This window comes from Natronobacterium texcoconense (assembly GCF_900104065.1).
In the GTDB taxonomy this organism is placed as follows: Archaea; Halobacteriota; Halobacteria; order Halobacteriales; family Natrialbaceae; genus Natronobacterium; species Natronobacterium texcoconense.
This window is the reverse complement of the sequence record NZ_FNLC01000001.1, coordinates 787973-808730: the sequence shown is the minus strand read 5'-3', so window position 1 is coordinate 808730 and position 20758 is coordinate 787973. Positions and strand designations below refer to the sequence as shown.

At 64.4% G+C, this 20758-nt stretch carries 20 protein-coding genes; 5 read left to right on the top strand and 15 right to left on the bottom strand.

What is annotated here, in order from left to right; translation table 11 throughout:
• Positions 1 to 86: 86 nt before the first annotated feature.
• Complete coding sequence (locus BLR35_RS04095; RefSeq protein ID WP_244510183.1) at positions 87 to 716, bottom strand: helix-turn-helix domain-containing protein; 630 nt, start codon at positions 714 to 716, stop codon at positions 87 to 89.
• Positions 717 to 867: 151 nt separating this feature from the next.
• Here BLR35_RS04095 and BLR35_RS04090 point away from each other — a divergent pair, with 151 nt between their 5' ends.
• A complete protein-coding gene (locus BLR35_RS04090; RefSeq protein ID WP_090377751.1) occupies positions 868 to 3342 on the top strand; it encodes a heavy metal translocating P-type ATPase in 2475 nt (824 codons plus the stop codon).
• 83 nt (positions 3343 to 3425) lie between these two features.
• A complete protein-coding gene (locus tag BLR35_RS04085; protein ID WP_090377748.1) occupies positions 3426 to 4418 on the top strand; it encodes a CPBP family intramembrane glutamic endopeptidase in 993 nt (330 codons plus the stop codon).
• A gap of 132 nt (positions 4419 to 4550) precedes the next feature.
• On the opposite strand, the gene BLR35_RS04080 is transcribed toward BLR35_RS04085, so the two are convergent.
• The 11 genes from BLR35_RS04080 to BLR35_RS04030 all read right to left on the bottom strand — a co-directional run bounded on the left by BLR35_RS04080 (position 4551) and on the right by BLR35_RS04030 (position 14674).
• Positions 4551 to 5270 carry a hypothetical protein gene (locus BLR35_RS04080; RefSeq protein ID WP_090377745.1) on the bottom strand — a complete coding sequence of 240 codons (720 nt, stop codon included), beginning with the start codon at positions 5268 to 5270 and terminating at the stop codon, positions 4551 to 4553.
• Positions 5271 to 5361: 91 nt separating this feature from the next.
• Entirely contained in the window at positions 5362 to 7104 is a 1743-nt protein-coding gene (locus tag BLR35_RS04075) for a cytochrome c oxidase subunit I (RefSeq protein ID WP_090377742.1), read from the bottom strand.
• Entirely contained in the window at positions 7101 to 7646 is a 546-nt protein-coding gene (locus BLR35_RS04070) for a cupredoxin domain-containing protein (RefSeq protein WP_090377740.1), read from the bottom strand. Before BLR35_RS04070 ends, BLR35_RS04075 begins: the two co-directional genes overlap by 4 nt.
• Positions 7647 to 7649: 3 nt before the next feature.
• Complete coding sequence (locus BLR35_RS20525; RefSeq protein ID WP_170830927.1) at positions 7650 to 7799, bottom strand: hypothetical protein; 150 nt, start codon at positions 7797 to 7799, stop codon at positions 7650 to 7652.
• A gap of 195 nt (positions 7800 to 7994) precedes the next feature.
• Complete coding sequence (locus tag BLR35_RS04065; RefSeq protein ID WP_244510182.1) at positions 7995 to 8627, bottom strand: cytochrome c biogenesis protein CcdA; 633 nt, start codon at positions 8625 to 8627, stop codon at positions 7995 to 7997.
• A 26-nt stretch (positions 8628 to 8653) separates the two neighbouring features.
• Positions 8654 to 9190: a redoxin family protein gene (locus tag BLR35_RS04060; protein ID WP_090377738.1), complete on the bottom strand. Its 537-nt coding sequence runs from the start codon at positions 9188 to 9190 to the stop codon at positions 8654 to 8656.
• A gap of 2 nt (positions 9191 to 9192) precedes the next feature.
• Positions 9193 to 10026, bottom strand: a complete 834-nt coding sequence (locus tag BLR35_RS04055) for an SCO family protein (RefSeq protein WP_090377735.1) — start codon at positions 10024 to 10026, stop codon at positions 9193 to 9195.
• A gap of 261 nt (positions 10027 to 10287) precedes the next feature.
• Complete coding sequence (locus BLR35_RS04050) at positions 10288 to 10857, bottom strand: cupredoxin domain-containing protein (RefSeq protein WP_244510181.1); 570 nt, start codon at positions 10855 to 10857, stop codon at positions 10288 to 10290.
• Positions 10858 to 10926: 69 nt separating this feature from the next.
• Positions 10927 to 12036 carry a copper-containing nitrite reductase gene (gene nirK, locus BLR35_RS04045; RefSeq protein WP_090377732.1) on the bottom strand — a complete coding sequence of 370 codons (1110 nt, stop codon included), beginning with the start codon at positions 12034 to 12036 and terminating at the stop codon, positions 10927 to 10929.
• Positions 12037 to 12326: 290 nt separating this feature from the next.
• Complete coding sequence (locus BLR35_RS04040; RefSeq protein ID WP_090377729.1) at positions 12327 to 13784, bottom strand: heme o synthase; 1458 nt, start codon at positions 13782 to 13784, stop codon at positions 12327 to 12329.
• 497 nt (positions 13785 to 14281) lie between these two features.
• On the bottom strand, positions 14282 to 14674 hold the full coding sequence (locus tag BLR35_RS04030) for a hypothetical protein (RefSeq protein WP_090377723.1): 393 nt from the start codon (positions 14672 to 14674) through the stop codon (positions 14282 to 14284).
• A gap of 107 nt (positions 14675 to 14781) precedes the next feature.
• Between BLR35_RS04030 and BLR35_RS04025 the strand changes: the two genes are divergently transcribed.
• The 3 genes from BLR35_RS04025 (at position 14782) to hflX (ending at position 17024) form a co-directional block, all read left to right on the top strand.
• Positions 14782 to 15180 carry a prefoldin subunit beta gene (locus BLR35_RS04025; protein WP_090377720.1) on the top strand — a complete coding sequence of 133 codons (399 nt, stop codon included), beginning with the start codon at positions 14782 to 14784 and terminating at the stop codon, positions 15178 to 15180.
• Between the two features lie 2 nt (positions 15181 to 15182).
• Complete coding sequence (locus tag BLR35_RS04020; protein WP_090377717.1) at positions 15183 to 15449, top strand: DUF3194 domain-containing protein; 267 nt, start codon at positions 15183 to 15185, stop codon at positions 15447 to 15449.
• A 246-nt stretch (positions 15450 to 15695) separates the two neighbouring features.
• A complete protein-coding gene (gene hflX, locus BLR35_RS04015) occupies positions 15696 to 17024 on the top strand; it encodes a GTPase HflX (RefSeq protein WP_090377713.1) in 1329 nt (442 codons plus the stop codon).
• Here hflX and BLR35_RS04010 read toward each other — a convergent pair.
• From BLR35_RS04010 to BLR35_RS04000, 3 genes are read right to left on the bottom strand one after another with little or no spacing between them, the layout of a single operon-like run.
• The gene (locus tag BLR35_RS04010; protein WP_090377711.1) at positions 17021 to 19273 is read right to left on the bottom strand and encodes an LUD domain-containing protein; all 2253 of its coding nucleotides are present in this window, start codon (positions 19271 to 19273) and stop codon (positions 17021 to 17023) included. The two genes, hflX and BLR35_RS04010, sit on opposite strands and share 4 nt — an antisense overlap.
• Positions 19274 to 19275: 2 nt before the next feature.
• The gene (locus tag BLR35_RS04005; RefSeq protein WP_090377709.1) at positions 19276 to 19782 is read right to left on the bottom strand and encodes an LUD domain-containing protein; all 507 of its coding nucleotides are present in this window, start codon (positions 19780 to 19782) and stop codon (positions 19276 to 19278) included.
• A gap of 50 nt (positions 19783 to 19832) precedes the next feature.
• Positions 19833 to 20735 (bottom strand): NmrA/HSCARG family protein, encoded by a 903-nt coding sequence (locus tag BLR35_RS04000; protein ID WP_090377706.1) that lies wholly within the window; start codon positions 20733 to 20735, stop codon positions 19833 to 19835.
• Positions 20736 to 20758 lie beyond the last annotated feature (23 nt).

Genomic DNA, 20758 nt, shown 5'->3' with positions numbered 1-20758 from the left:
CGCTCATACGGATTGCTGTAACGAGTTACCGATGCAACCGCGACCCGGATAGCGGTTGCACCGGAAATGACGTACAGCAAACCGTATCAGTCGACGAGGCGGCGAATCAGCACTCGTTCGACGGCGTTGAGCCGCTGTGAGACCGCGGACTTGCTGACGTCCAGTTCGGTAGCGAGGGCCTCGAGATCGGTCCGTCTCGGTGTCTCGTAGTACCCACGTTCGACGGCGAGTTTCGCTGCTTCCCGCTGTTTGTCCGTAATCGCCATCGCGTCGAGTTCGATCGTTCCGTCGTCGCCGTCCTCGCCCTGCCCAATTCGGCGCAGGCGAACGTCCGCGCCCGTCTCTTCGAGGGCGTCGAGGATGCTGGTCAGTCCGGCCCGGTCATCGACGACGACCGACACGACGAGTGCACCGTCGTCGACTCCCTCGAGGTCCGTGATACACTCGAACCGATCGAGGGTCGTCCGAACGCAGTGGTCGGACACCTCCGTCGACAGGTACTTCGTCTCGAGTTCGTCCTCCTCGCGAACTGTCGCGGCGACTCGACAGACTGTACAGGAGTCGCGACTGCCGATCGTCTGCGTGACGCTCGTCGCGTTCGGGGTCTCCTCGACGAGTGCACAGCCGACGGAATCGGCCGGCTCGACCTCGAGCACCGCTCTGATCGGCCCGTCCTCGGCGAACAGTGACGGCGACCGACGGTGCGAAGTGGACATATGCTGTACTGGTGAAGCCTGGAGGATATGTATAGCGTCCGTTCCTCGAACGTGAGAATCCGGTTCTGACTGGATGTGAGGGCGGATTCGGCGGAAGGCGAACGCGTTCGGCACCATCCCTACCGCACGTGCGTTCGAACGTTCGCGTACGATGACCACCTGCTCTCTCTGCGACCTTCCGACGCCGGACCCCCCGGTAACGGATGCCGCCGTCGACGGGACCTTCTGCTGTCGCGGCTGTCTGGAGGTCCACGAGGCCCTCGAGGGGATCGACGGCGTGGATCGGGACGACCTCGAGCGACGTGCAGGCGAGGAGACGAGTCGATCCGTCCCGGACGGCGCCGAGGAGGTGTTTCTCGGCGTCGAGGGGATGCACTGTTCGACCTGCGAGGGGTTCCTCTCGATTCTCGGCGAGGAGGAGGCGGGAATTCATGCGGTCGAAGCGAGTTACGCGACCGACACCGCTCGCGTCGTCTACGATCCCGACGAGGTGACACTCGAGGAACTTCCGGAGCGACTCTCGGGGTACGGCTACACGACGTACTTCAGGGACGAGGACGACGACGGAATCTCGCGGCGACGCGACCACGACCTGGCCACGCGGCTGGTGGTCGGTGGCTTCTTCAGCATGCTGATCATGCCGTGGTATCTAGTCTACCTCTATCCCAGCTACGTCGGGATCGAGACCGGGATCTTAGACGTCGACGCGACGAGCCAGGTGGGCGTGTTCCTTCCGATGACGATCCTCGGCCTGATGACGACGATCGTCCTGTTCTACACGGGCTATCCCGTCCTCAGGGGAGCCTACGTCAGTCTCCGGGTCGGCCAGCCGAACATGGACTTGCTGGTCTCGCTCGCGGCCGTGGCAGCCTACGCGTACAGTACCGTCGCGCTGGCGACCGGGAGCACCCACCTCTACTACGACGTCACCGTCGCCGTCATCATGGTCGTCAGCCTCGGCACCTACTACGAACGTCGGATCAAACGCCGGGCGACCAGCCTCGTCTCCGACCTGACCGCAGCCCGGTCCCGCGAGGCGACCCGACGAACGGCCGACGGCACCGAGACGGTCGGTCTCGAGGAACTCGAGCCCGGCGACGAGGTGATCGTCCGGCCGGGCGAACGCGTCCCGATCGACGGAACGGTCGTCGACGGCGCTGCAGCCGTCGACGAGTCGGTCCTGACCGGTGAGTCGCTGCCGGTGACGCGGGAGGAAGGCGACGACGTGATCGGCGGCTCGGTCGTCACCGACAGTGCGCTCGTGGTCGAGGTCGGCGAGGACGCGGAGAGTACGATCGACCGTATCGCGACCTTGCTCTGGGAGATACAGAGCGAGTCGCCGGGGATTCAGCGGTTCGCCGACAAACTCGCGACGATCTTCGTCCCGCTGGTGATCGTCCTGGCGACGGTCGTAACTGGGTACCGGCTCGCGACCGGCACAGCCCCGGCGGACGCGTTGCTCACCGGTCTCACGGTTCTCGTCGTCTCCTGTCCGTGTGCGATGGGGCTGGCGACGCCGCTCGCGATCGCCGGCGGATTGCGAGATGCACTCGAGCGCGGGATCGTCGTCACGAACGCGGCACTGTTCGAGTCGGCTCCGTCGGTCGAGACGCTCGTGTTCGACAAAACCGGGACGCTCACCTCGGGCGATATGGAGGTCGTCTCGGTGACCGGCGACGGGGAAGCGATCGAGCGCGCCGCGGCGGTCGAACAGTACTCCGAACACCCGGCTGCGTCGGCGATCACCGACTACGTACGCGATTCGGGCGATAAAGCCGCCGTCGCGGACGGTGGAACGGTCCAGTCTCGCGCCGCCAGCAGTGAACTGCTCGAGCGAGAGGAACCCGCCGAGGAGCGTCCGTCGGCCGGCGACGCGTCGATTCCCGTCGATGCAACCGAGTTCGAACGCCACCCCGGTGAGGGTGTCAGCGGCGTCGTGGACGGCGACCGCGTCGTGGTCGGCACCCCCGACCTCGTCGAGCGACTCGTCGGCCCGGTTCCGTCCGAACTGCGGTCGGCCGTCGACGACGCTCAGGCGGACGGCCACCTCCCGGTCGTAATCGGCTACGACGGCGAAGCGAGAGCGGTCGCCGTCGTCGGTGACCGCGAACGCCAGGAGTGGGAAGAGGCGCTGTCGGCGCTCGAGGGGCGCGAACGGATCGTCCTCACCGGCGACGACGAGACTGCAGCCGAGACGTTCCGAAAACACCCCGCGATCGACCGGGTGTTTGCAGGCGTGCCGCCGGACGGGAAAGTCGAGACGGTGCGTCGGCTTTCGGCGGAGGGCGTGACGACGATGGTCGGCGACGGGACCAACGACGCGCCCGCCCTGGCCGCGGCCGACCTCGGCATTGCACTCGGGAACGGCACCGCACAGGCGGCCGACGCCGCCGACGCGATCGTCACGAGCAGCGACCTGCGGGACGTCGGCACCGTCTTCGACCTGGCGGCGGGCACCCGGCGCCGGATCCGCGAGAACGTCTGCTGGGCGCTGCTGTACAACGCGATCGCAATTCCCCTCGCCGCAGTCGGGATGATCAACCCACTGTTCGCAGCGATCGCGATGGCGACAAGCAGCATCATCGTCGTCTCGAACTCGCGGCGATCTGTGCTTCGCGATCGGTGACCGGTCTGCTCGAGCGGAAGGGATTGCTCCATTGTGGAAACCTGTCCCCTCGTTTTTTGTACCTCGTTTGACGAGTGTACTCGATGCACGAACCGACAGTAGACGACGATTCTCGAGGAGGAATCGTCGACCGAGTCCTGTACGGCGGCGACACCCGGCTGCGTGCCACGTGGCGCGTACTCGTTCCGCTGGTCGTCGCCATCACGGTGTACGTGCTCGGACTTCTCGCCGTCCAGCAGTTCGTCGGAGCAGGTGGCGAACCGAGTCCGAACGGAGCCGTAGACGTACAGGAAGGGATAGCGGGTAGTGTCGCGATTATCGTCGTGATCGGCGTCGCGACGACGGCCGCGCTCCTGGTGGCGTCCCGGCTCGATCGACGGCCGATCACGAGATACGGCCTCGAGTTCTCGCGGGCGTGGTGGCGGGACTTCGGTGGGGGTGTGGCGATCGGTCTCGTCGCTTCCGGCAGTATGATCGCGTTCTCGGTCGGTGCAGGCCAGATGACCGCCGAGGTCGAACTGACCGGCGTGGGGGTCGACTCCGCCGCGGTGACCGCCGTCGTACTCGCCGTGCTGGTGGGCTTCGTCCTGGCGAACAACGTACTCGAGGAGGTGCTCTTCCGCGGCATCGTCATCACGAACGCCGCGGAGGGGCTTCGGGAGCGTTCGTTCGGCGTCGTTCCGGCCGTTGGCGCGGCAGTCGCGGTCAGTCTCCCGCTTTTCGGGCTCTTCCACGTTCTCGGGGGCGGGGCTGCGCTCGTGATTACCAGCGCGATCGCAGGGATCTACTTCGCGGCCGGCTACGTCCTCACCGGCCAGTTGGCGCTGCCGATCGGAGTCCACTTCGGCGGGATCGTGACCTACAGTGTGCAGCAGGCGACGCTGCTCGGAGGACTCACGCTCCCGTCGATCGTCGTCGTCGAGACCGCGACCGACCCGTCAATGCTCACTGCGTTCGGATCACAGTTCGCCCGCGTCGTGGTCGGCGTCGCACTCATCGCAGTGTGGGTGTACGTCGTCTACGGCCAGGTTTCGATCGACGACGGCGTGTACGGTCGGGCCGAATCGGATGCGTAGCCGCCGTCGAAATCGGCCTGGAAAACAGGACGGCAGAACGTGACTGCAGTCATACGGTTTCCTGTAATTCATTTCCGGTGCAACCGCCGCCCGGATCGCGGTTACACCGGTAAACCGTTACAGCAATCCGTATCAGTGAACGATCTCTCGGATGACGCCGAGGCGATCGCCATTTTCGTCTTTCAGTTCGACGTTGAACTCCTTCCAGTCCCTGACCTCCTCGAGGTCGTCGATCCGTATCTCGAACTCGCTTTCGGGATCGTCGACGACTTTCAGTTCGTTCTCACCGGACGTCACCACGGCGTGATCGACACCCGCTGGATCGGTCAGGTGACACGTGATGACCTCCTCTCCTTCCGAGCAGACGAGGTCCGTATCGACGTCGGGGCTCGAGTCGTCGCTCAACGGCGCGCCGAAGTCCAGCATCATGGGTGAGATGGGTGCCGTCCCGAGCACGAGGACGATTAGGAGGAACGTCGAGAGGTTGATCTTGGACGCCTGTCGCGCGAACGTTCGCGCGACGGGGTGTTCTGCAGTCCGTCGGAGACGGATCGCGAGCGGGACGATCACGAAGTGCGTGAGTGGCCCCCAGAAGATCAGGACGAAGCCGTAGGCCATCACGTAGTGGAGGAACGTCCACTCCGGGACGTAGGACAGAAGCAGGCTCGCCGCGGACCAGCAAAAGAGGCCGAACACCAGGAGCCCGCCGCTTTTGAGGACGCGCCAGATCGGTGTGTTGGCGTAGTAGATGCTCAGTGTATCTCGCCAGGCCTGTCTGAGGAGGCGTCGCGGGTAGGATACCGTCGACGCGGCGGGCGATCCGTTCGTGTTTGGTGACGTGGAGTCGGACATATCGTCTTGTGAGTGTGTACGGGTCGAATCGGGTTGGTAGTTCTCGGGAATCCGTTCGGTCAGGCACAGAAGAAAGAAGGTCAGCGCCGAGTCAGGCGCCGATCGACCACAGCTGCGTGAGCAGATACCAGTTCAGCACGTAGGTGATGACGAACGCGGCGAAGAAGATCAGACAGAGAACGAACGAGCCACGCATCTCGTAGGCGTGAACTGGGTCTTCGGGATCTTCGGCCATCGCCAGTCCGCCGTCGGCGACGAGATCCTGGTTGTCGCCCGGCTCGATCCGCTCACCGAACAGCACGGAGAGGACGGCCAGCGCAACGAACAGCGCGCCGCCGAGGATCGCGATCAGGGCAACGACCCCGAACACGTTGAACAGTGGCGCAGCAGCCTGGAGGCTGAACTCGGTGCCAGGGATGTTCTCGACGACCTCGGGCGTCCGTCGTGGGACGCCGTAGAGGATGCCGACGTACATCATCATCAGCGCCGTCAGCCCCATCGCGCCGCCGTAGAGGAACGGCTGGGCAGAGGCCAGTTTCGAGGAGATGAACTTCCGCATGAACATGGTCCGGATCACGAAGTAGACCAGGCCCATGAACGTGATCGTCGTGCCGAGCACGACGGTGCTGTGGAAGTGACCGACGGTCGCGAACGTGTTGTGCCAGCTCATGTTGAGCTGGAGCTGACCCATGAGCACGCCCGTGATGCCGCCGAGGAATCCGAAGAGGATGATCGCGAGCACGGGTGCGGCGAACACCGGATTCTTCCACGGTGCAGAGGTGAGCCAGCCGAAGAGACCACCGCCTTTCCCGCGCTTGCGGCGACCGGCCTCGATCCCCGCCGGGATAGCGAAGGCGTGAATCAGGCTGGCCAGCGTCGCCCCGTAGAACGCATACGAGGTGTTCCAGATCCGCCAGCCGGTCGAGATACCTGGGTCGACCAGCAGGTGGTGGGCCGCACCCATGTTGATGAAGAAGAGATAGAGGATAAACGCCGTCCGCGAGACCTTCTCGCTGACGACCTCGGCACCACCCACGACGTGGGTCAGGAAGTACCAGACGGTGATCATCGCCACGAGGTTGATCTGCTGGGTCCCGTGGCCGATGATCCAGAACCACATCCGGTACCAGCCGGCGTCGAGGGTCGTAACGATCTCGAGTCGCCACAGCAGGGCGCTACCGAACGCGACGGCCCCGCCGAGCAGTGCCTCGACAGCGATGATCGAGGTGATAAAGGCCCCGAACGTCACGAGCGGGAGTGTCTGTCCCGGGTTCTGGCGCTTCTCGCGCCAAAGAGAGACGAAGAACGGGAGTGCCGCGACGACGACGCCGATGACGAACAAGAGCGCGCTCGCGTAGAACGCCGGTGACGACGGGAGCGGCACGTACGCCGTCAGCAGCGGCGCCTGGTCGGGTGCGGAGGTCGTCCAGATGGAGTAGTACACCGCTACGGCGCCGGCGAGCATGAGTGCGTAACCGGCTTTCGCCACTGCAGTCAGCGGCAACCGACGGCCCAGTACCATCGGACCACCGACGTAGAGGATCGCCACCTCCATGAAGACGATCCAGAAAAGCAGCATGCTCCAGGCGTGCATGCTGAGGTGGATGTAGTAGTCGGACGCGTCGAGCAGACCGATCGTCTCCCAGCGGGTCAACGCGACGGTAATCGCGAAGAACCCGCCGACGATCATGAAGACGATCGCCGTGAGGCCGAACGCCTTCACGTGGTTCTCGACCGACCGATGGACGTCGAGGCCGGTCACCGAACAGGTCCGGAACCCGTCCTCGTCGTACTCGTTGTCGAACAGCCCCAGCACGTCGTACTTGTGCGTCATTCTGGTTCCTCCACGATCAGTCTCCCGTGCATCGTTTCGTGGCCGTTTCCACAGAACTCGTTACAGAGCACGCGGTAGGTCCCCGGCTCCTCGAACTCCATGGGAACGATCCACTCGTAGCCCGGGAGCATCTGCAGGTTGATCTGCTGGCTCAGCGTCTCCTCCGGCCGAATCGAGAAGCCGTGCTGGACGTCGTAGGAGCCGAGGTGGATGTTGTACTCGCGGCCGGCCTCGAGCACGACCGGGAGTCCGTCCCAGCTGAAGGAGTACGCGCCGATGTAGACGTCGTCCCCAGGTGGGACGATTCCGTCGTCGGTCTCTTCGGCCTCCTCGATGTAGGCCTGCACTTTCTCGCGATACTCCTCGCTTTCGACCTTGTAGGATTCCCCGATCGGGTTCTGGTCACCGACCCGGGTGAACGCGCTCATCCAGCCGAAGAGGACGAACGCCCACCCGGTACAGAGGCCGAGCCAGATCGTTTCACGTCTGTTGACGGGTTGATCCCACCAGTTTCCTTCCGGCGGTTTGATTGGTGACGTCATGGATTACCCCGCTGGAACCGTGTAAATGTCGATCAGCCCCCATACGACGTACGACAGCGCGAAAAACAGCAACGCTGCCGCAGCCAGGAGCCATATTCTATTGTACAACCGTTGCATGAACGGTATCTCGTCGTCCCTGTGTGACGTGGTCATAGCACTTCTCCATCCGACGATTGTAACCGGGGGTCTATGGTAACGTTGCCGTACATATTCGGACAGAAATGCAGTACATGGGAACCGTATCTGGAATCAAAAATAATATATTATAGTAGTGGCTATTCGGTGGGCTCGAGTGGCCGACCACTGCACGGCCCCTGCCACGGGACCGGGAAAACGCTCGCGAATCGATCAGAGCGCCACGTAGAGTTGCCCGAATCCGGCGAGCACGATCACGCCACCTGCGAGCTTGATCAGCCAGTCCGACCGAGGGGCGATGCGACCAGCGCCCAGGTTGTGTCCGACCGCGATCGCAACCGTAACCGACAGCATGAGCACCGCGAACCCGCCGGCGTACGAACCAAGTACCAGCGCCGTCTCCGTCGTCGAGAGCGTCAGCGACTGGAACGCGACCGCCAGGAACAGCGGCAACACGCAGGCAGTCGCCGCGAGCGCGTACATCCCGCCGAAGACCGTGAAGCCAGAGACCGTCGCTCGACGTTCGGGCAACATTACGTGTACCGCACCGCTGCCGGCGTACAGGATCCACGCACCGAGGACGACGAGTGCGACGCCGACGCCGACCTCGAGAACCGGAAGCGTTCGCTCGAGTACCTCGCCCGCGACGACCGCAAGTACCGAAAGTACCACGAAGACGGCGAGTGCGCCGATAGCAGCGGCACCACCACGAACGGCAGCACCACCCAGCGGTGCCCGTTCCTGACCGGTCGCCGCGACGTAGTAGCCGACGTAGCCGGGAAGCAACGCGTACGAACACGGCGCGAAGAAGGTTGCCACTCCCGACCCGAGTGCGAACAGGACCATTCCGACCAGTTCACCCAGAGGCACGGTCACTCACTTCCGAGAGCGGTTTCGATCTGTTCGCGAAGTTCGTCTGCGGTCTTGAATCCCCTGTCCGACCAGATGACGGCGTTTTCCTCGTTTAACACGAGGCTGTACGGCGTTCCCGTCGCATCGAGTTCCCTGGTAAACTCGAGGTCGTCGTCGTGGGCGACCTGCCAGCGGCCGTCGTGGTCTGCCCACCAGTCGGCGACGTCGTCGGCGGTCGTCGTCCGACCGAGCGGTTCGTTCGTCACCGAGACGAACTGCACCTCGTCGCCGACGTCGTCGTACACCTCCCCCAGCGGCGCCATCATGTCCGAACAGACGCCACACGGGGTCGTGAACACCTCGAGGAACGTCACCGTCCCTCGCTCCGGGACGACGACCGTTCCCGCGTTGCTTCCTGGTGCATCGATCCCCTCGAGTTCGAACTCCGGAACGCCGTCGCCGTCCTCGAGAGGATCCCAGTCGCCGAGCGTTACGGCTGCACCGGCGCCTGCAACGGCTGCTGCGGCCGCACCGACCAGTACCTCTCTGCGACGCATGGTTACCACTCCTCGGCGACCGTTCGAACGTCGTCTATGAGGTCACTGTACGATGGGAGTCCGTCACCGGTGTAGGTGCGTTCGACGTAGCCGTCGGCGTTGGCCAGGACGATCATCGACTCGTGCTGGAACGCCATCTCCATCTCGCTCTCGTCGTCGAGTTCGTCGGGTTCGGGTGGTTCGTCGTCGTGGTCGTCGTGTTCATCGTGGCCGTCGTCGTCGTGATCGTTCTCGTGGCCGTCGCCGTGGCCGTCGTCCGCTTCGAAATCCTCGTTTCGCATGTAGAAGCACCCGAACTCGTCCATGACGTACTCCTGGGCCGCCGCTTCGCTCTCCGGTCGGAGGTCGTACCAGTTGTTCAGGTCGTAGTTCACGCCGTGGTCGTGGCCGTACTCCTCGAGCACCTCTGGCGTGTCGTGTTCGGGGTCGAAGGTGACGTGTACCAGCGCGACGTCGTCGGCGTAGTCGTTGTCGGCGGAATCAGCCTGCACGTGTCTGAGCGACGACGTCAGCGCCGGACACGCGCCGTGACAGCGTGCGAAGATGAACGTGTATAGCGAGTGGCGTTCACCCTCGAAATCGCCCGTCGCGATCTCCTCGTCGCGGATCGTACACGGCGCGCTCACGTCCGGCAGTTCGTCGCCGTATATCGGGTGCGGAAGCTCACCGCGGTCCCGCGAGTCGCGAAGGGCGTCGTAGTTTTCGGGTGGCTCAAGGACGACCCGGTCGTACTGCTGGTCCGATACCAGGTCCGTACAGCCGGCAGTGAGTCCCACCACTGCCGACCCGGTCGCAGCCAGATACGTCCGTCGGCCGAGTCGATCGAAGGAGTTCATGGTCTCTACGTAGAGATAGCCATACCATCGGCTAAAGAGCGATCGTGGTTCTCGAGGGGCAGGAACCCACCCGAACATCTGCTGTGCGGCACTTAAGTACTGGTTCGAATCTCGAACGGACTGGCGGCGAAACCCGAACGGAGAGTCGGTTCACGGCGTTCGGACGAAATGACGACGATCCCCGTACGAATTCGTACTGTATAGGTGAAGAACGACGGACGAAAACGAGTACGACGACCCTGCGACGATGCCGAGACTGCGCTACTCTTCGGTCAGTACCGCGCGCATTTCGTTGTCGATCTCCTGGATGACCGTCGAGGCTCGACCGGGCAGTTCCAGGTCGTCGTGTTCGGTAGCCGGTTGTCCCTCGAGGTCCGGCCAGCCGACGACGACGCGGCCGACCGCACCGAGGGATTCGTGGGTGGCACAGAGAGTCCGGGTGTCGGTGTAGTCGTAGATCCCCTCCTGTTCGAACGTCCACTCGAAGTCGCGGTTTCCGCTGAGGGTTCCACTTCCCCACGGCTCCGCGCCGTCGGGGATTCGCTGTGGGCCGTACGTATCGGGATGATACGCAGTGACGGTGTGACGGTGACCCTTGACGTCCCACGTGACAGTTCCTCCCGGATTGACGTGAACGAGTCGTGATTCGAACGCGGGATTGGGCGTCGAGACGACGTCGACCACGACTTCGTCGGCTGGATTGCCGATGGTTCCGTCTCCGTCCCCGGACGTCCCGGTATCCCCGAAGCGATCCGACAGACAGCCGGCGATTGCAGCGATGCCACTGGCTGCGCCCAGTTTGATCGCGTTTCTCCGTGTGAGGTCGTTCATGAATGGGGAAATGGTAATGGAACGGTTTTCGCTCGGGTCTCGCCGGCGATTCAATCGGCTGGGGCAGTACTACGGATCGGGGTTGTAGATGTCGGGGTCTTCTTCGCCTTCGACGTTGATCGTCGCCATCAGCCCCTTCCGGTTGACTCGGCTGAGTGCGTGGTCGACCAGGAAGATCGGGCCGGGGACTTCCATGTCCATCGTCCCGAAGGCCGTGGTACCGGCCGCCTGTGCCGTCCCTTCGACGTACTGGGCGGGGTCGGAGAGGACGTCACCGTCGCGGTACCACTCGGTCCAGACGTTGCCGATCGGGTGTGGACCGCTGGTCAGGTTCGGCCCACCGTTACACCAGAACACCCGGACCGTCTCGCCGACCTCGGCGTGCAGCGGGCCAGCCGCACCGTCCTCGGTGAACCGGCCGACCTCGCCGTTGAAGAGGACGTACGTCGGGTCCTCCGAGGCGGCCTCGTCGAAGTCGAAGGCGTGGTGACCTTCCTGTCCGGTCTCGCCCTCGAGGTACAGCTCGTGCTGGCCGATGTAGAACTCCCGATCGACTTCGGGGAGTCCGTCTTCGGGTTCGACCAGGATCGTCCCGAACATGCCGAGACTGATGTGCTGGTCGTGGTTACCGGGCGCACAGTGGTAGATGTGTGCACCGGGGTACGTCGCCTGGAATTCGATCGTTTCTTCGCCTTCGCCGGGAGCGATCGTCGTGTCGACGGCACCCCCACCGGGTCCGTACACCGCGTGGAAGTCGATGTTGTGAACGTCCCGGTTCAGGTCTTCGGGGACGTCGAACGTCAGGCGGACAGTGTCGCCGACCCGCACTCGGTACATCGGACCGGGGACCTGTCCCTCGAAGGTCATGAACCGAGTCGTGACACCCGGCTCGATTTCGGCGACGTACTCTTCGGTCTGGATCCGGATCTCGTGAGTCCGCGGCGAATCCCAGTCGACCGGATCCGGAACGTCCGTCGGATCGGCAGCGATCGTATCGACCTCTGGCTCTTCCGGCGGCGGCAGTTCGACGTTACCGTTGCTGTTACTGTTACCGTTGCTTCCCGAATCGTCGGCGTCTGTGCCACTGTCTCCGAAACAACCGGCGAGAGCGGCTGCACCAGCCACGCCCACCGTTTGCAGGAACCGTCGTCGTCGTTTGTTGTGATCGGTCGGGCTCATGGTCTACACCCGGAAATAGAAACCCACGTTTATTCAAATACAGACCAGGCTCCCGGACAAGAGTAAACAAAGGTAGATGTTCGGGCAGTCCTTTATATGCTCCTGCCACCCCCACAGTATCGGGCCTCAAATGGGCTTCTGGACGCAAAACTCTGCATGGACATGTGAAGGCATCGTGGACACACGACGAAAACAGGTACTAAAAAACCCATCAAATGTCAATCTCGGGCCGGCAGGATCGGTTACAGAAAGAACAGGACGAAAGCCCACGGCTTCAGCAGGGGAAGAAGTCACGCGAGTAGCAACGTCTCGACGATAATCGCGATCAGGATCGCTCCCAGATAGTAGTTCGAGACGTAAAACGAGCGAAGGGCGACTTCCTTCGTCGGGTCGTGGTACTGTCGGACGACCGAACGCAGGAAGACTGTCCCGAGCGCGATCGAAGTCAACGCGTAGAGCCAGCCGAGTCCCGCGATCCATCCAAGCAGGCTCACGGCCAGAAGCGTCGCACCAAGATACAGCATGATGTGACGCCGAGCGACCAGATCGCCCGCGACGACGGGGAACATCGGGAACCCACCCTTCGCGTAGTCCTCACGGTAAGCGATCGCGAGACTGTAGAAGTGTGCGGGCGTCCACAGGAAGATCACCGCTGCGAGGACCAGCGCCGGGAGATCCACGCTGCCAGTGACCGCGACCCAGCCGATCAGCGCCGGCAGTGCACCGGCGCCACCGCCGAGAACGGTGTTCCACGCCGTATTGGGTTTCAACAGCACCGTATAGAGGACGACGTAGTAGCCGATTGCCGCGAGCGTGAGCAGCGTCGCAAGGAGGTTCACCCAGACGAGCATCACGAGCGCGGACGTGACGGTGAGTACCACGCCGAAACAGATCGCGTTCGCCACCGGAACGCGATCGTGAACGAGCGGCCGATCGGACGTCCGCTGCATCTTTCGGTCGCGGTCGCGTTCGTGGACGTGGTTGAACGTCCCGCTGGCACCGATCGCGAGAACACCACCGAGCAGCGTCGCTGCGACGACAGCCGGCTCGAGCGTCGCCCCGGTAAGCGTCGCGAGTCCCATCCCCGCGAGCGCGACGAGACACAGCAGCCACATCAGCTTCGGTTTGGTGAGGGTGACGTAGGCACCGACGGTTTTGCGGAGTTCTGCCAGTCGGCCGCTCGAGGACGCGTTCTCGCCTCCGCCGTCTGTGGCCGCGACCGGGTCGGGATCGGACGAGTCGTCCGGCGCCGGCTCGATCGATCTCGCGTCGACGGTACTCGCGGGCGTTCCGGCCGTCGACTCGGAATGAATCTCGAGCGTGCGCACGAGCGCGACGAGCAGGCCACCGAAGATCACCATCGCGAGCAGGAGGTGCGCTGCGCCGACGAGCGCCGACTCGCGAACGACGAGGGCGGCTCCGACGCCGACCTGGACGGGAAAGAGGACGCAAGCGAACGCGAGCCCCGCCCGTGTCGCTCGATCGAGGTCGATTTTCGAGGCGGTGTAGGCCGCCCCCGCGAGGAGGAGTCCGGTGACGAGGGCGACGGCGCGGTGACCCCAGAAGAGGAGCCCGTCGCTGGTTATCGGTCCGATGGCCCACTCGGTCGAACAACTCGGCCAGGTCGCACAGGTATCTGCACTGCCAGTGGTCGACACCGCCGTGCCGAGGACGATGAGGACGTACGTTGCGATCGTCGTCGCTATCAGGAGGGACGTGAACCGAGTTCGGGTAGTGGTGGATGTCATGGGTGAACAGGTAAGTGACGGCTGTGCCGTCGGTGGGAAGCGAGCGTTGCGTCGGCCGTATCGATCGACCGAATCATGGTCTCGGTGGACTCGAGCGTGGGATGCGAGTCGCCGTCTCCGATCCACGAGCGGACGGGCCGAGAAGGAGGACAGTCCGAAGATCGACCCATTCGGACTGCTCTCGGGTGTGTTCGGCGGAAGTCACAGGCAGGTTCATGAATAGGATTCGCTCCGCCACGCCGGTATTCCCTTCTCCGAACATGTTCTTTCGTGTGACGAGGAGACAAGGCGGTGAATCGGAGACGAGTGGGCCCACGAACTTCGAGGAAAGAAGTTCCGACGGAGTCGGGGGGAACGCGTTCGGTCGCGGAACCGTCGTCGGGGAATCGGTCGTCGGCCCGTGCTACTCGAGCAAGTATCGAACCGACTCGGCCGTCGGCGTCGCCACTACAGCGGAAAACGACGGCGAAAAGTGATCAGACGACGAGGCGTGGACGTTACTCGTCCTCGAGTGCGTCGGCGATACGCTTGATCGCGCGGGTCTGGTCGCGCATCTCGTCGCGGAGCTGGCGGACCTCACGGACCAGTTCCTCGTTGCTCTCGTCGCCACCGGGTCGGCCGCCGGGACCGCCGGGGCCGCCGCCCATCATGCCGCCCATCATCTGGGCGAACGGGTTGCCACCGCCCATACCGCCGGGGCCGCCACCGCCGCCGAACGGACTCTCGGGCGGTTCGCCTTCACCTTCGCCCTCCTCGGCGCGTTTCTCGCGGATCTCCTCGACCCGCTCCCGGAAGGACTTCTCTTCGCTTTCCTCGCCGTTCTCCTCGGAGCCGTTGTTTTCGTCCGTCATACCCTCGGCTTCTTGACGGCCGGGGAAAAGGATTGCCATGTCTCGAGTCGTTTGCACGACGACGTAGGGGTCAGTTCGCTGCGCTCGAGCGGTCGGGGTCGAAGACAAAGCTTGGCTTTATCAGTCCGGAAGGCATCGGTCGAGATATGCAAGGAAACCTGCCGCCGGAAGCACAGGAAAAGATCGAACAGCTTCAGGACCTCCAGGAGACCGCCCAGGAGGTCGCCGTCCAGAAACAGGAAACTGAATCGAACCTCACCGACGCCGAGAACGCCCTCGACGAACTCGAGAACATCGACGACAGCACGACGATGTACCGGCAGGTCGGCGAGCTTCTCGTCGAAACCGAATACGACGAGGCCGAGGACGACCTCGAAGAGAAGGTCGACTCGCTCGAACTCCGCCTCGAGACCCTCGAGAAACAGGAAGAGCGCGTGCAGGATCAGTTCGAGGACCTGCAGGAAGACCTCGAAGAACTGCTCGGCGGCGCAGGCGGCATGGGCGGCCCCGCAGGTCCGGGCGGGCCGGGCGCTGGCGGCGCGTAACCATGGCGACTGACGCCGATGGCGACGACCCGTCCGACGAGACCGTCGTCCAGACGGCCTCGGAAGCTGCGGAAGGACTGATCTTCTCGCAGTACAGACAGTCCGACGTTCGCGATTACGACGTCACGGCTATCTTCGAGGACGGCGTCCTCGAGGTCGACGTCTACCTGAACGCGCCCGACGAGGAGGACGGTCCCGACCCGGAGCAGGTCGCGGACGACGCCGCACTCGCGGCGCGTGAGGCGGTCGACGAACTGTTCGGGGAGTAAGCGTTTCGTCCGCCGTCGACGCCATCGTCACCATTCTACAGTTCGATATGGCCCACAACTGATAAGTATCGGTTCCTCGAATCGGTATTCGAGGACTATGGAGACCGTTTTTCAGTAGTTCGGTGCTCCCGATCCGTCGCGTTCGGTCGCGAGTAGCGGCGTGAACGCACGGGAGAACCGCGAGTTCTCCGGCGATAGCCGCCGGACCAGCATTGTTACGACAGCCATGACGCCACCAGACAGCCAATGTCACGAACGCATAACGCACCGAAACGAACAGTCGTCGCGAACCGATCGAAGGCCACCCCCGTCGAGACCGACGAGATAGAAGCACTCGTCCGGGCGGCGGGCGACGAGGTCGTCGCCGCCGTAACCCAGGCCGGCCGCGAGGATGCGGGCAGCTACTTCGGCCGCGGAAAAGTCGACGAACTCGCCAATACCGTCGCCGACACCGACGCCCACCGCATCGTCGTCGACGACGAACTCACGCCGGGTCAGCACCGCACCCTCGAGTCGTCGATGCCCGACGATACGGCGGTCCTCGACCGCCACCGACTCGTCCTCGAGATATTCGAGGCGGGCGCAGGCTCGAGGCGCGCGAAGCTACAGGTCGAGCTCGCAGGACTCCGGTACGACCTGCCGCGCCTGATCGAGTCGGCCGACGAGGGGATGCTCAACGAGATGACCGAGAAGGGATCGCCGGTCTACGACGTCCGCGACCGGATCGATCGACTCGAGCGAAAACTCGATGAACTGCCCGAACCGGCGGAGCAGTTCCGGGAACGCCGCCGCGAGGAGGGGTTCGACCTCGTCACACTCGCCGGCTACACGAACGCCGGGAAGTCGACGCTGCTGCACCGGATTGCGGACGAGATGTCGCTTTCTGACGCCGACTCGCGCGCGGAATCAGGCGACGCCAGTACCGAGAAGGACGCCACTGCAGCCGTCAGGGATCGGCTGTTCGAGACCCTCGAGACGACGACCCGCCGGGCAACGATCGACGGCCGACCGCTGCTCGTGACCGATACGGTCGGGTTCGTCGACGACCTGCCACACGACGTCGTCGAGTCGTTCAGCGCGACGCTGTCGGAGGCGGGGGCGGCCGACGTCGTCGTGCTCGTGGTCGACGCGAGCGATCCCGAATCGCAGTTTCGCGAGCGTCTCGACGTCTCGTTCGAGGTGCTCGCGTCCCAGGGCGTCGAGGACGAGCGGATCGTTCCGGCGCTGAACAAGATCGACTGCCTCTCCGAGGACGCTCGAGGGCGTCGACTGGAGATCGCCGAGGAACGACTGCCGGCGGCGGCCGCCGATCCGATTCCGGTGAGCGTGCTCGAGTGGACGAACCTCGAACGCCTTCGGAAGACCGTCATGGAACGGTTACCGACCGATACGGCCGAACTCCAGGTTCCCAACTGTGACGAGGCGATGACGCTCGTCTCGCGGGCGTACGATCGGACGACCGTCGAAACCGTCGACTACGACGGTGGGGTGACGATCGAGTGTCGCGGCCCGCCGCGGGTCCTCGAGGAGTTACGGGCACGAGCCGAGCAAATCTCGGACGGGCGAGCCGATTAGCTGTCCGGCGCCAGCAACTCGATCGGATGCGGAACCGGCCGCTCGAGAAGCGTCTCGAGCTGGTCGCTACAGGACGTACCGGAGGCGACGACCCGGTCGCTGTCCTCGAGTTCTTCAGCCAGGTGTTTCCCGGCGTCCATACTGACGTCGTAGTAGTCGCGTTTGTAGCCGAACGATCCGGCCATGCCACAGCACTCGCCGATCGTGGTTTCGGGGGCGTAGCCACACTGCTCGAGCACCGCTACCGTCGGTGCTTCCAGGTCGAGCGTGCGCTGCTGGCAGTGGGAGTGGTAGCCGATCGGTTCGTCACCGTCGCCGGTCGAGAGCGCGTCGGCGTCGGCGCCGTTCTCGAGGAGACCGTAGACGTACTCGCAGATCTCGTAGCTGTTCGAACTGAGGCGTTCGAACGACGCCTCGGGGAGCAGCCGTTCGTACTCTCGTTTGAAGGCCGCCAAATCAGAGGGTTCGACGACGACCACGTCGCGACCGGCGTCGACGTCCTCGGCGAGTTCGGCGTAGACCTTACTGGCCTGACGATCCGCGGTCGCGATCATCCCCTGCGAGAGCGCGGCGCGGCCGCTTTCCGGGAGGGACGGGACCGAGACTGGAACGCCGAGTGCCTCGAGCGTCCGGACGGCCGCCTTACCACGGTCGACGTCGACGTAGTTCGTGTAGATGTCGGGGTAGAGAACGGCCTCGCGCTCGAACGCGACAGCCGACGTTCGAGCGCGCCGTCGAGAGGCATCGACGCCGCCGCGGGCCTCGAACCAGTCGACGAGCGATCGACGCTGGAACGCCGGCAGGTCGCGACGGCGGTCGATCCCGATGGTTCGTTCGAGCAGCGCCCGGACGGGGTCGGCGCTGGCGATCCAGTTCGAGAGCGGTGCGGTCGCGCTCGCGAGTTTCGCGACCGTGCCGATGTTCCCGAAGAAGCGCTTGTCGAGGGGGAGTCCGCCCGACTCTTCGTCGGGTGTGAGCCCGTCGACGAGGAAGTCGTAGGCCTCGGGATCTTTGCCGCGGTTGACCCGGTCGCGGACGGCGGTGTTGATCCACGGGATGTCGATCTTGACCGGGCAGGCGTTCACGCAGCGCGTACATCCCGTACAGAGGTCGTTGAACTCGGCCGCGGAGTCCTGGCCGTGGACGCCGGCCTCCCAGCCGGTCGCGATGCCGCCCGAATACGTCTCGCCGCCGAAGCCGTGGCCCCCGACCGACTGGAAGTTCACACAGGAGTTCGAGCAGGCACCACAGCGGATGCAGTACAGCGTCTCCCGGAGCTGGTCGTCCTCGCGCATCGCCGTCCGACCGTTGTCGAGCAAGACGAGGTGGAACTCGCGGTCCGACTCGCCGTCCGTGATCGGCTCCTCGGCCGCGGAGCCGTCGAACTCGATCGTCGGCGAGTCGGTCGGCGGCGAGAGCATCGTCACGTACTGGGAGATCGGCTGTCCCGTCGCGCTCTTGGCGATCAGGTTCACGAACGGCTCGAGGTCGTCCATCGAGGGAATCAGTTTCTCGATCCCGGCGACGGCGACGTGGGTGTCGGGCGTGACCGCACACTTTCGGGCGTTTCCCTCGTTCGTGATCAGCGTGATCGTCCCGCTCTCGGCGGCGACGAAGTTCGCGCCGGTGACTCCGACGTCGGCCTCGCGGATGCGCTCGCCGAGGTAGTCACGGGCGAATCTGGTGAGATCCTCGGCGGTCTCGAACTCGGCGTCGGGGTCGAACTCCTCGCTAAGCAGTTCGGCGATCTGATCCCGGCCGAGGTGCATCGCGGGACCGACGATGTGCGAGGGCGAGTCGTCGGCGACCTGAATCACCCACTCCCCGAGATCCGTCTCGTAGGCGTCGATACCCCGCCGCTCGAGGGCGTCGTTGAGATCGATCTCCTCGGTGGTCATCGACTTCGACTTGACGACCGACGGCCGGTCGGCGTCGTCGTCTGACCGGTTGTCAACGACGTCGGCGATGTACGCGTTCGCGTCCGCAGCGTCGTCCGCGACGTAGACCGTGCCGCCGTTTTCCTCGACGGCCTCGCGGACCGTCTCGATCAGTTCGGGGAGGCGATCGATCGCGTCCTCCTTGATCACTCTCGCCTCGGTTCGTAGCTCCTCGAGTTCCTCGAACTCCTCGTAGACGCCCTCCCTGCGGGCGTTCTTCTGGCTCGCGCGCGGCCGAATGGACTCGCCCTCGGTCTCGAGCAGGTGACGCAGCCGTTCGGCGGTCTCGGTGCGGGACGGTTCGCTCGCCATGGTCAGCGGTCCTCCAGGACGATCACGTGTACCTCGCCGGGGCCGTGGACGCCGTGGACCAGCCCGCCCATGTCCGCGGTCGCGCTCCGGCCGGTCGCGAAGACGACGCTATCCTGCCCGTCGGAAAACCCCTCGAGCAGTCGACCGAACCCGTTCCCGAGGTCGTCGACGACGTCGCTCTCGGCGACGACCGCGACGTGTCGGTCCGGGTAGAGACTGATCGGTTCGTCGCCCCGTTCGCTCGAGGTGATCGCGACCGTTCCGTGTTCGGCGATGGCGAACGCCGCCGGCGTCACGCCGGTCGCAGCGTTCTCGAGCTCTTCGGATGTCGGCTCCGCCGTGACAGTCTCGGGCAGCGAAACGCCCTCGAACGGCAGAACGGTACCGACTGCTGGGTCCTCGACCGCCGCGGCGATACGATCGCCTGCGTCCGTGGCCGGCACGACCTCGCTCGTGACCTCGAGATCCTCGAGCGAGCGTTCGAACCGGCCGACTGTGTCGGTCGTCATCACCTACCGAATATCGGCGCACGACCAAGACGGTGGCGGTGATCGGGCCGCTACAGGGCTTTGACCCAGCCAGGGACGGAGGCCATGCCCTCCTTCTCTTCCCAGCCGTGGTCGTGCAGATAGGTCTCGAGGTCCGTGAACTCGAAGCCAAATCGGTCCTCGAGTCCCTCGAGATCCGCGCTGTAGCCGACCTCGTTGAACCACTCGCACATGACGGTGAACTCCTCGCCGAAGGAGTCGTAGGCGTCCTCGATGGGGACGTGGACGGGGTCGACGTTCTGGCCCGTGACTTCCGAGAGCACGTCGGCAGTCTCGGACAGCGTCAACTCGTCGCCCGCGATTTCGATGCGCTCGCCGACGAACTCGTCGGGGTTCGCGAGTGCGACCGCGGCAGCACGACCGACGTTTCGCGTGTCGATCATCTGGAGCGAGACGCCCTCCTCGAGCGGGAGCGCGATCTGTCCGTCCTCGACGACGTCCTCCGCGAACGCTTCGAGGTTCTGGAAGAAGAAGACCGGCCCAAGCGTCGTCAGCGGCAGGTCGAGTTCCTGGGCGTGCTGTTCGATCTCCCAGGCCGAGTCGAAGTGGGGGACGCCAGTGTCTTCCCAGTGGCTGCCGACGCCGCTGAGGACGAACTGGTCGACGCCCTCCTCACTCGCGACCTCCGCTATGTTCTTGCCCTGCTTTACCTGCTGATCGTAGCCCTGCGTCCAGAAGTTGGTGACGGCGAAGACCGCGTCGACCTCTGCGACGTGGGGTGCGAGCGTTTCCTTCTCGTTCAGGTCGCCCTCGACCATCGTCACGCCGCGATCCGACAGTTCCTCGGCCGTCTCGCTCGAGGCGTCGCGGGTGAGTCCGTAGACATCGAACTCGGCGTCGGACTCGAGCAAGTGGTCGACGACGGCACCGCCCTGATTGCCGGTCGCGCCGGTGACGAGGACGCTGGTCGCCATTCAGACCACCTCCTCCGGGGTGT